Genomic DNA, 11343 nt, shown 5'->3' on the forward strand with positions numbered 1-11343 from the left:
CTCGCGCCGGGCAGTGGGCGCACGAAGTGCTTCACGGCGAGCAGCCCATCACTGGCGGCGAACATCAGCGCGCCCGCGAGCGCAATCCACTGCGCTCGCCGCGCCAGCACCGGGCTCCCCACCCTGGGACTTCCTGCGCGCTCCGCCCACGGTGACGGGCCCCCCGCCCACGCGCTGATGGAGTGGAGCGGTGCGCTCCCGTTGGAGGGCGCATGGCTCCGCCGGCCCGACCGCGATAGAACAGGCGCCATGTTCGACGCCAAGAGTTACCTGGGGCGTTTCGGGGCGACCGCGGGCATGCCGCTCGCGGCGCTCCACCACGCCCACCTCCAGACCGTCCCCTTCGAGAACCTGGACATCCACCGGAAGCGGCTCTTCCAGTTGGACGAGGAGGCCTTCTTCGACAAGGTCGTCGTCCAGCGGCGGGGCGGCATCTGCTACGAGCTCAACGGCCTCTTCGCGCGCCTGCTGCGGACGCTCGGCTACGGTGTGACGCTGCTGTCCGCGCGCGTGGCCACGCAGCCGGACGCGAGCACCTACGGGCCCGACTTCGCCCATGTGGCCATCCTGGTGGAGGACGCCTCGGGCCGCTGGCTGGCCGACGTCGGCTTCGGGGACTGCTTCCTGGAGCCGCTGCGCCTCGACGAGCGGGGCGTCCAGGTGCAGGCCGGGCGCGGCTTCCGGCTCACGGAGGCCGGAGGGGAGCTCGTCGTCTGGAGCGAGTCTCCCACGGGCGGCTGGGAGGCGGAGTACGCCGTCTCCCTCACGCCGCGCCAGCTCGGGGACTTCGCGGAGATGAGCCACTACACCCAGACGTCGCCCCAGTCGCACTTCACGCAGCGCCGCGTGTGCACTCGCGTCACTCCGGACGGGCGCATCACCCTCAAGGATGACGGGCTCCTCACCACCCGCAACGGCGTGCGCCACGAGGAGCCGCTCGCGGACGCGGCCGCCTGGCACAAGGCGCTCGAGACGCACTTCGGAATCACCCTGCCCGCCGACAGGTGACGCGCGTGGCTGGGCTTCCCATGTTGTCCCCGACGGGATTCGAACCCGTCGGGGCTCTCGGGTGCCGCGGCCCTCGAGGCTCGCGAGGACACGACTCCGCGGCTACGCGGTGGGCTTCTCTTTGTGGGTGCGCCAGATGAACGAATAGACATCCATCAGGTCCCGAGGCGTGTGCCCCGCGGCCACCAGCCGCTCCGACGTCTTTCGCGCCACGTCCAGGAAGCGCTCGTAGTTGGGGCCGGTGACGGACGCGTGCTTGTCCGCCGTGAGGTTCAGGACGAGCGCCTGCTGCTCGAAGGCAGTGGGCTTCACGAAGGTGTGCTGCGCGGGGGCGTAGAGCGACTGCAGCAGCGTGGCCAGGGGCCAGGTGACCTTGCGGCCCTGGCCCGTCGCGTCCCGGAGGTGGACCGAGCTCGCGAACTTCTCGAAGCGCGGCCCGTACTCGCCCGTGCCGTGCAGCACCTCGCCCAGCGCCGTCACGAAGCCGGCCCGGTCCTCCTCCTTCATGGAGCCGAAGGGGATGGGGCCTTCGATGGGGAACACGAGGTTCGTGAAGCCCAGCAGCTTCTTGGAGGCCTCGAAGGTCTCCTCCGGCGTGGCGCTCGCCAGCCGCTCGGGCGACAGCTGCGCCTGGGCGAGCTTGATGGCCGCGGTCTTGTACCCCTTCTTGCCCTTGGTCTCGGGGGCGCCTCGCTCCTCGGCGACGAACTTCTCGCCCTCGAAGCCGCCGGGGAAGAGGGTCTCGAACCAGCGCACCTGGGCATCGAAGGAGGGGAAGGCCGCGACGAGGGCGCGCGCCACCTTCGGCTTGGTGGGCTTCTTCGCCGCGCCGCCCTGCGGGTTCTTCCCGCGCAGCCGGGCGTCCACCGTCCGGGCCTCGTCCTCGCTCAGCTCGGCGGCCTGGAGTCCCTTCACCTGTGACTTGACGAAGACGCGCCGCCCGCCGTGCTCGAAGAAGAGGATGAGCTTGCCATCCTTGTCGTCCAGCAGGGTCGCGCGACCCCAGGAGGGTTGGCTCTCGAGCGTGAAGAGGGTCGGGGCGGCGGCTGCGCGCATGTGGGTCTTTCAGGGGACGCCGTCCGCGCCCGCTCCTCGCGATGGCGCTCTTCGGCGGGACCCCGGAGTGGCGGGAATGTCCCAGGATACGCCAGGGACGGCTCGACGTGTTGGATCACTTCGTCAGGCCGTCTCAGCCCGGGGCTCGAACCGTTGGCCCCAGGTCAGGCGGCCACGCCGAGCGGTTCCTCCTCATCGAGCCTCCGCGGGCTTCGAGCCAGGTGCCTGAGACGGGAGCGGCGCCAGCGCGCGAAGGGGCGCGTCGCTGCCCACCGAGATGAAGGGGGCCCAGTAGTGGGGATGGGCCTGGGTCAGGCGCAATTCGCGCATCGCCTCGCGCAGGGCCGTGGCCCGGCCCTGCCCCGCGAGCAGGTTCCGGTAATAGGCCTCCATGAGCGCACCGGTCTTCGCGTCGCTCACCTTCCACAGGCTCATCACGACTGTCTCCGCACCCGCCACGAGGAAGGCCCGGTGCAGCCCGTACACGCCCTGGCCCAGCTTGACGTCGCCTCGTCCGGTGTCGCACGCGGACAGGACCACCAATTGGGTCCCCCACAGGTCCAGGCCCGCCAGCTCCAGCGCCGTCACCAGCGCGTTGTCGGCCGGAGCCCGGGTCGCGTCCACGGCGTTGGGCGCCCCAGCGCCCGCGCCCGCGAGAATCAGCCCCGAGCGCAGCAACGGGTCGGGGGGACGTGCTGCGAGGGCCTCGTCGCCCAGCGCGCCAAAATTGACGACGGCTCTGGAGCCCCTGGGCACGGGAGCGTCCTCGAGGAAGAAGCCGTGGGTGGCCAGATGGAGGATGCCGGGGGTGGGGAGCTGTAACAGCCGCTCCTTGGTGGCCTCGTTGCCCAGGAAGAGCCGGGCCCGGGGCAGCAGGCGCTGGATGGCCTTGGCCTCCTGGCGGGTGCCCGGCAGTGGCGCCCAGGGGGTGGCGGCGAGGTCCGCCGCGCGCGCCGTCGAGAAGAAGCGCTCGAGGAAGGCGGAGCGCTCGGCCGGCGTGGAGGTATTGCCGGAGGCCTGTGGCGCGGTTCCAGGTGCCGCATGGAAGTCCGGGTCGGCGAGGACGACGACGGAAGACGAGGGGAGACCGTCCTGGGAACGCGGAAGCAGGTCCTTTCCGGAGGTGAGGTAGGTGAAGTCGAAGGAGTCGAGCAGGAACTGGCGGCCATCATGGAGCGCGGCAAAGGGGACGATGCCCAGCTGGCTATCGGGAGAGAGGAGAATGCGACGGGTGCCGCCCAGCAGCGGAAGCAGGGGTTGGAAGGCGAGCCGGTAGAGGGCTCGAGCCGAGGTCTGGAATCGAGCGTCGCGGCGTGCGAGTGCGTCACGCAGGCGCGTGGCGGCACGGTCGATGGGGGCCGCGGGGCCCAGGTCCAGGGCCCGGGTTGAACCATCGGGGAAGAGCGCCAGTGCCAGGTAGCGAAGCTCGCCCCGAAGCTTTGCGCGTGACGTGCCGGGTTTGGGGACGAGGGGGTTGTCCACATAGGCGATGAGCTCGACGAGGGCACCATCCCGGGGAAGGGAGGCGGCGACCCGGTCGACGATGTCGGCGGGGGAGGGCAGCGCGGTGAGCGCGCGCAGGGGCGCGGAGCGCCTGGCGAGGTCGGCTTCGAGCGCATCGCCCTCGTCGGCGAGCTTCTTGAGGCGCTGTTGGTAGTCCTTCGGGGGGAGCGCGCCGGGGCCCGCCAGTGAGAGGGTGGCCCGCTGGGTGCGCAGTCCACGCAGCCGCTCGAAGGTGTCGCGGTCCGCTGCCCCCAGGCTCCGGAAGACGGTGCGGGAGATGTCAGCTGTCTCCTCGACGGACCGGCCCTTGTGCAGGAGCACCGCGCTGAGGGCCAGGCGCCGGATGCGGGCATCCTCGGCATGGGCGCGCAGCAGGGCATAGAGGACCTGCTCGTCCGCGCGCAGATATTGGAGGAAGCTGGCCAGCCGCGACTCGGAGAAGTCGAGCGCCTCCTGGCGCAGGCGCAGCTCGGTAATGGCGAAGGCCCGTGTGTAGAACGGCAGGGCGCTGTCGAGGCGATGCTGGGCCAGGTGGAGCAGGGCGAGGTGGTTGAGCGTCTGGGCGACGAAGGGGTGGTTGTCGCCGAGGGCCGCTTCCTGAATGGCGAGCGCGCGCTGCAAGAGAGGCTCGGCCCGGCCATACAACCCCCGGTCCACGTAGACCTTGGCGAGACTGGCGAGCGAGATGGCGACGAAGGGGTGGTTGTCGCCGAGGGCCGCTTCCTGGATGGCGAGCGCGCGCTGCAAGAGGGGCTCGGCCCGGCCATACAACCCCCGGTCCATGTAGAGGTTGGCGAGGTTGTCGAGCGACTGGGCGACTTCCGGGTGGTTGTCGCCGAGGAGCGCCTCCCGGATGGCGAGCGCGCGCTGGTGGAGGGGCTCGGCCCGGTCATACAACCCCTGGTCCTTGTAGAGGATGGCGAGGTTGTCGAGCGCGCTGGCGACGAGGGGGTGGTTGTTACCGTGGGCCGCTTCCAGGATGGCGAGCGCGCGCTGGTAGAGGGGCTCGGCCCGGCCATACAACCCCTGGCCCACGTAGAGGATGGCGAGGTTGTTGAGCGACTGGGCGACGGAGGGGTGGTTGTTTCCGAGGGCCGCCTCCCGGATGGCGAGCGCGCGCTGGTGGAGGGGCTCGGCCCGGCCATACAACCCCTGGTCCGCGTAGAGGTTGGCGAGGTTGTCGAGCGAGTTGGCGACGAAGGGGTGGTTGTCGCCGAGGGCCGCTTCCTGGATGGCGAGCGCGCGCTGGTGGAGGGGCTCGGCCCGGTCGTACAGTCCCTGGTTCACGTAGAGGTTGGCGAGATTGTTGAGCGATTGGGCGACGTCGAGGTGGTTGTCGCCGAGGGCCGCTTCCCGGATGGCGAGCGCGCGCTGGTGGAGGGGCTCGGCCCGGTCGTACAACCCCTGGTCCTTGTAGAGGTAGGCGAGGTTGTTGAGGTCGGTGGCGACGTCGGGGTGGTTGTCGCCGAGGGCCGCTTCATCGATGGCGAGCGCACGCAGTTGGAGGGGCTCGGCCCGGTCGTACAGTCCCTGGTCCGCGTAGAGGTTGGCGAGGTTTCCAAGCGACATGGCGACGCGGAGGTGGTTCTTGCCGAGAGCCGCCTCCCGGATGGCGAGCGCACGCAGTTGAAGGGGCTCGGCCCGGTCGTACAACCCCTGGTCCTTGTAGAGGACGGCGAGGTTGTTGAGCGAGTCAGCAACGAGGGGGTGGTTCTTGCCGACGGCCGCTTCCCGGAGGGTGAGCGCGCGCTGGTGGAGGGACTCGGCCCGGTCGTACAACCCCTGCATCCAATAGAGGTTCGCCAGGTCGTTGAGTGTCTGGGCGACGTCGAGGGGGGGAGCACCGGGGGGCGCCTCCCGGATGGCGAGCGCGCGTTGAAGCAGGGGCTCTGCGTGTTCCAGGTCCCCTTGCCGCCGATACAGGTCACCCACCTGATTCAAACAGTTGGCGACGTCTGGATGCATGCCCCCGAGCGCGGCCTCCCTCAGCGCGAGCGCATGCTGAGCCCGTGCAATGGCCTCGGAGTAATGACCTGCATCCTTGAGCTGCGTCGCCTCGTCAAAAGCTGCCTGCGCTTCCAGCAGCTTCGCATCCCTCGACTCCTCCGCTATCGCCGCTCCTGGCGCGAAGCAGAGCATGACCACCGTCATCCATCCGGATATGCGTTTCATTGTCCCCACGTCTTGGGCTCAGGACTCGCGTGTCGGGTTGCGGTCCTGGCTCGCCATCAGCCTTGCACGCAGCAGGTCGAGCAGGGCGTGAAGACCGAGAGAGTCGAGGTAGCAGATCATACGTTTCCGTTCCTGGAGCGGGTGATGGAATACCCGGTGCCCGCTCCACGTAGGGAAGGAGCCACTGAGGTGGAAAACCATGCAGGGAATCCGCGACCTGCGCCGCCGGTGAGGCGCCCGACGAATTCCGTGCATGATTCGCCCCCTCCCTGGCTCTCTACCGTTACGGGTCACCTGTCCGGCCCGGTGAACCCACCGGAGAGAAAGCGATGAAGAAGTCCCTGCTCGTCTGCCTGTTCCTTCAGCTCCCCGCGGCGGCCTGGGCCACCGCTCCCGCCGCCCCGAAGCCCTCGCCTTCCACTTCCGCGGTCGTGCTGTCCGCCGCCGAGCGCTATGCGCGCCGGTGCCAGTCCCAGTCCGCCCACCGCAATGGCAGGCCCCAGGGAACGATGCTGTGGGGCACCAAGCGGGACTGGAACACCGAGAAGGTGGCACCGGAGCGCAGCAGCGTGCTCGTCTCGGCCGACCTCGCGCCCCTGCGGCAGGCGGTGGATGGGGTGAAGGCCCTGCGGCTCGACGGCGGGCACCTGGTGGCCTCGTGCGGCCCGGATGCAGGGGCGGCCACCGGCGGCGTCGTTGGCACCGTGCTCCAGGGTACCTCCAGCGACGGCAAGCCCGTGGAGGTGGCCATCTGCGGCGCAGAGCCCTCTCCCGAGGACTCCGGCGTGGTCTTCTACCGCATCGAGGCCTGGAACGGGGTGGCCCAGGAGTGGGAGAACCCCTGTGTCGCCCTGGACCTCGTGCCCGACCCCCGCGCCCTCGCGGTGAGCGGGGTCTGGGACGCGAGCGGCGCCCACCAGGAGGCCCCGGGCAAGCTCACCTTCGCCTGTGAGAACGGCGCCATCACCAAGTGCATCACCTGGGGCTACAAGCCCTGGGCCCGCCGCGACGGAAGGTCGCTGGCCGATTTGCATCAGGCCTGCACCCGCATGGCGCGCGCGGACTATTGCGGCAATGGCCAGAGCCACACGCACCAGAACACCATCATCGACCTCTACGACCGCTTCGGCATGGTCGAGCGGGGGGAGTGGGACCCCGCGAAGGCCTCGTTCGAGGCGGCGTGGGCACCCGATGGGGCCACCTGCCTGGCTCGCACCCGTGACGGCCGCGCGGTGGAGACCATCCTCCAGGAGTGTCCCAACCGGTTCCAGACAGGCGCTGCGGTCGAGCTGGGCGCGGGGGAGCGCTGCACGGTGCGCCGCGCTGACGTGCGTCCAGAGACCGCGCTGCTGCGAAACCTGACGTATGCGGCCCCGAAGCGCTAGCCGCCCTTCTCCTCCAATATCTGGCTGATGTTCAGGTCCAGCTGGCTGCCGATGAACGCCAGGAAGCTCTTGAAGCCCGGGGTGGAGAGCATCAGCCGCTCCTGCAGGCGGCTCCGGGTCTCCTCATAGACGCGCTGCCGAGCACTCTTCAGCCAGCGAGAGACAGTCGATTGATTGACGCGAAAGAGCGAGCCCAGCTCGTACGTCGTGAGCTGGTTGGCGAAGTGGAGGCGCAGCAGGTGACGGTCGTGGGCCGACAGTGTGGAGGCGGCTTCGCGCACGGCCTGCCGGAACGCTTCGTGATGGCGTCGCTTCATCACATCCAGCTCCGGGTCGATTCCCTGCCCCGGCAGCACCTGGAGCAGCTCTTCCGAGCTGTCATCCGGCGCGGGCTTCTCAGCGGCTCGCAGCTTGCTGGCGATGCGCCCGGCGGTGACGACCACCCAGCTGAGCAGCGCGCCCTTCCCCGTGTAGTCCCCAATCCTGGGAGGGCTCTCGGGCGTGGCGACCAGAAGCTTGACTCGCGTTATCTGGCACACGTCGTCAATCATCGCGTCGGGTTGTCTGAGACTCCGCAGCTTCACTGGCAGTCTGGCCAGGTAGTTCCGCTCGAAAGCCTCATGGGCGGAGGCCATGCCCTGAAGACATGCACATGCAAGGTAGAGATCCGCCAGGGACAGACTTTCGAGGAGCGGCGCGATGGGGCTGTCGGGACTCACCTTGGGCAGCCGCTCGGCGAGGTGACGCACGAACTGCGTGACGGGGAGCGTCACGGTGGGCCACTGCGCGCGAGACTCCTCCCAGGCACGGCGCAGCAGCGCGTCGAGCGCCGCGGCCTCCGCCGCCGTGGGAGGCGCGAAGCGCGTCGAGGTATGCGCGAGAAACGTTGCGACCAGCTCGGGGACCTGTTCCATGTGGATCCAATACTACGGGGCTCGTCCAACGCTCCAATGAGTGCCATTGAATAGCAACTACCCATCGCCCACGTGAACACTCCCCACCCCATGTGTCCGCCCACCTCCAGCTGCCTGTCGGACGAGGTCCTGGTAGACCTCCTGGAGGGCCGGCTGCCGGACGAGGAGCTTTGCCGCGTCCATCGGCACGCGGCCGGGTGCAATGAATGCCGGACCCTCCTGGTCACCTTTACGCCCGGAATCCAACACACGGGGGACGCAGTCGCGGCAGCCCCCGAGTCGGATGCCGCCTCGCGGGAGCCGGGGCTGTCCTGGACACCTCCCGACGCGTTTGACGAGTTCCGCCTCGAAGGGCCCATCGGCCGTGGGGGCATGGGCGTCGTCTTCCTGGCGCACGACACCTCGTTGGATCGGCGCGTGGCGGTGAAGTTCATGGCCGCGAGCCAGCCCGACGCCTGGGTCCGTGAGAACTTCGCGACCGAGGCCCGGGCCCTCGCGCGCGTGCAACACGCCAACATCGTCAATGTCTTCAGCGTGGGAGAGGTGGACGGCCGCCCGTACATCGTCTCCGAGTACGTCGTCGGCCAGAGCCTCGCGGAATTGCCCCTGCCGGTGCCGTGGCGCCGCGTCCTTTCCCTGGGCGTCGGCCTGGCCCGCGGGCTCTCGGCGGCGCATCGCCAGGGCGTGCTCCACCGCGACCTCAAACCCTCCAACGCCCTGGTCACCCGGGAAGGGGAGGTGAAGCTGCTCGACTTCGGCCTGGCCGAGCGCTTCGAGGCGGAAGCGGCCCCGGCGTCTGGCTCGCGCTTCGTCGCCGGCACGGTGCCCTACATGGCGCCCGAGCTGCTCGCGGGTGCTCCGGCGACGCCTCGAAGCGACATCTACGCCCTGGGCCTCATCCTCCACGAGCTGTGCACGGGCGAGGTCCCCCGTCGCGCGCCTGCCGGGTCGGAGGCGCCCCCTCGCGCCGCGCTCGGGCCGGATATCGACCCGGACTTCGCCGCGCTCATCACCCGGTGCCTCGCGGCCAATCCACTGGAGCGCTTCGTCTCGGCCGAGGCCCTCTGCGAGGCCTTGGAGCGGCTCGAGCGCCTCTGCGCACCCGCGCCGCTGAGCGTCGGCAATCCCTACCGGGGCCTGGAGCCCTTCGAGGCCGAGCACCGGTCGCTCTTCTTCGGACGCGAGGCAGACATCGGCGCCGTGCTGGAGCGCCTCCGCTCCCGACCCCTGGTCCTCGTGGCCGGAGACTCCGGGGCCGGCAAGTCGTCGCTGTGCCGCGCGGGCGTGCTGCCCCGCGTGGCCGCGGGCGCCCTGGACGAGGGCCGTGAGCAGGTCACCCTCTCGCTGTGGCCCGGTCACCGCCCGCTCGAGGCCCTGGCCGCCGCGCTCGCGCCCGTGCTCGGACGCAGGGAGGCGGAGCTCGTCACCGCGCTCGCGGGCAGGCCAGCCTGGCTCGGGCAGGCGCTGCGCGAGGCGCACTCGCGAGGGCGGGGCCTGCTGCTCTTCATCGACCAGCTCGAGGAGCTCCTCACCCTCTCCGAGCCGGGCCAGGCGGCGCACTTCGCCCGGCTCCTCGGAGAGCTCGCCCTGCCGTCGGCGGGAGTCCACGTGCTGCTGGCGGCGCGCGGCGACTTCCTGACGCGCCTGTGCGCGCTGCCCGGACTAGGCGACGAAGCGGAGCGAGGGCTCTACATCCTCCGCCCCTTGTCGGCGGAAGGCGTGCGTGAGGCCATCGTCGGCCCCGCGCGCAGCCGGGGCGTGGTCTTCGAGTCCGGTGAGCTCCTCCAGACGCTGGTCGACTCCACGGCCCACGGCGTGGGCAGCCTGCCGCTGCTCCAGTTCGCGCTCGCGGAGCTGTGGGAGCGGCGCAACCCTGCGGAGGGCCGCATCACCCGCGAGGCGCTCGACGCGATGGGCGGGGTGGCCGGAGCACTGTCCCGGCATGCGGATGGGGTGCTCGCGCGCCTGAGTCCGGCGGAGCACGTGGCGGCGCGGCGACTCCTGCTTCGGCTCGTGACGGCGGAGGGCACGCGCATCGAGCGCGGCGAGGATGAGCTCACCGAGGCCTCGGATGGGGCCTCCCGCGCCGCCCTTCGCGCGCTCGTCGACGGCCGGTTGCTGCACACGCGCACCGTGGGCGGACAACCGCGCTGGGAGATTGCCCACGAGTCGCTCATCCAGAGCTGGGGCACGCTCCGCGACTGGCTGGATGACGACATCGGCCATCGCGTCCTGCGCAAGCGGGTCGAGGTGGCCAGTGCCGAGTGGGAGCGCCTCCTGCGTGCCCGCGAGGCCCTCTGGGGACAGCGGCAGCTCGACGAGGTGCGCCCGCTCGACGTGTCCACCCTGGGGGCGCGCGAGCGGGCCTTTCTCCTCGCTTCGCGCCGCGCAGTGGCACGCGAGCGCTGGGGGCGTCGGCTCGCGGTGCTCGTCTTCGCGCTCGTCGTCCTCGCCTCCTATGGCGCATATCGGCTGCAGGCGTATCTCGGGAACGCGCGCTTCATCGCCGCCGAGCTCGTCACCGCGCGGCAAGCGCTCGCAGAGGGACGTGCTCTGGCCCAGCGGGCCGGCGCTCTCCGCGAGGAGGCGCTGGCGCTGTTCGATGGCCGGGCGCCGCCGTCCGAGGGCCGCGCGAGCCTGCAGGAATCCACGGGCCTCAGGAAGGCCGCCGAGGAGAAATGGACCGAGACGCTCGCCCTGCGAGACCAGGCCGGAGACAGCTACACCCGCGCCAGCCGGGCCCTCGAAAGGGCGTTGGACCGGGATCGCCACCACGCGGACACACGCCGGCTCACCGCGGAGGTGCTCCATGCGCGTGTCCTCCTCGCCGAGCATTTTCACCAGCGCCGCGAGCGTGACGAGTGGGTGCGGCGCCTGGAGCAGGAGGTGGATGCCTCCAAGGAGGGCGAGGAGTGGCTGCAGCGGCTCCAGGCGCCTGCCGAGCTCGCGCTGGTGACCGCCCCTTCCGGCGCACAGGTCGAGCTCGAGCGCTACACCCAGAAGGAGGGGAGGCTCCGACGTGAGCGCGTTCCAGGGCTCGGCTCACCGGGCCCGACACCCATCGCCCGCCTCCTCCTTCCCGAGGGCTCCTATGTGCTCCGCGTCACGCATCCAGGTCGTGTTCCGGTGGAGCAGCCCTTGCTCCTCACGCACGGTGCCCGCGAGACGGTCCACCTCTCGCTCCCCACCGCGGTGCCCGAGGGCTATGTCTACATCCCTCGGGGCTGCTTCCTCCTGGGCAGCGCCGAGCCGGAGGACGTGCGGAGATTCACATACAGCCCGCCGATTCATCGCTCCTGCCTCAA

Annotated in this window: 7 protein-coding genes; 3 read left to right on the forward strand and 4 right to left on the reverse strand. The window is 70.4% G+C overall.

Going from position 1 to position 11343, the window contains the following annotated elements:
- On the reverse strand, positions 1 to 251 hold a 251-nt coding region (locus G4D86_RS53895), incomplete at its 3' end, for a lysoplasmalogenase family protein (protein WP_275899153.1).
- Between G4D86_RS53895 and G4D86_RS27695 the strand changes: the two genes are divergently transcribed.
- The gene (locus tag G4D86_RS27695; RefSeq protein ID WP_163997065.1) at positions 250 to 1008 is read left to right on the forward strand and encodes an arylamine N-acetyltransferase family protein; all 759 of its coding nucleotides are present in this window, start codon (positions 250 to 252) and stop codon (positions 1006 to 1008) included. The genes G4D86_RS53895 and G4D86_RS27695 overlap by 2 nt on opposite strands.
- A 102-nt stretch (positions 1009 to 1110) precedes the next feature.
- On the opposite strand, the gene G4D86_RS27700 is transcribed toward G4D86_RS27695, so the two are convergent.
- Positions 1111 to 2064, reverse strand: a complete 954-nt coding sequence (locus G4D86_RS27700) for a hypothetical protein (protein WP_163997066.1) — start codon at positions 2062 to 2064, stop codon at positions 1111 to 1113.
- Between the two features lie 192 nt (positions 2065 to 2256).
- Positions 2257 to 5739, reverse strand: coding sequence for a CHAT domain-containing tetratricopeptide repeat protein (locus G4D86_RS27705; RefSeq protein WP_205519768.1), 3483 nt, complete (start codon positions 5737 to 5739; stop codon positions 2257 to 2259).
- A 329-nt stretch (positions 5740 to 6068) separates the two neighbouring features.
- On the opposite strand from G4D86_RS27705, the gene G4D86_RS27710 reads away from it, so the two are divergent.
- On the forward strand, positions 6069 to 7124 hold the full coding sequence (locus tag G4D86_RS27710) for an ADYC domain-containing protein (protein WP_163997067.1): 1056 nt from the start codon (positions 6069 to 6071) through the stop codon (positions 7122 to 7124).
- Here G4D86_RS27710 and G4D86_RS27715 read toward each other — a convergent pair.
- Positions 7121 to 8038 (reverse strand): sigma-70 family RNA polymerase sigma factor, encoded by a 918-nt coding sequence (locus G4D86_RS27715; protein ID WP_163997068.1) that lies wholly within the window; start codon positions 8036 to 8038, stop codon positions 7121 to 7123. The genes G4D86_RS27710 and G4D86_RS27715 overlap by 4 nt on opposite strands.
- 372 nt (positions 8039 to 8410) lie before the next feature.
- Here G4D86_RS27715 and G4D86_RS27720 point away from each other — a divergent pair.
- The coding region (locus G4D86_RS27720) for a serine/threonine protein kinase (RefSeq protein WP_240360507.1) at positions 8411 to 11343 on the forward strand (2933 nt) is incomplete at its 3' end.

This window comes from Pyxidicoccus caerfyrddinensis (genome assembly GCF_010894405.1).
Classification (GTDB): domain Bacteria; phylum Myxococcota; class Myxococcia; order Myxococcales; family Myxococcaceae; genus Myxococcus; species Myxococcus caerfyrddinensis.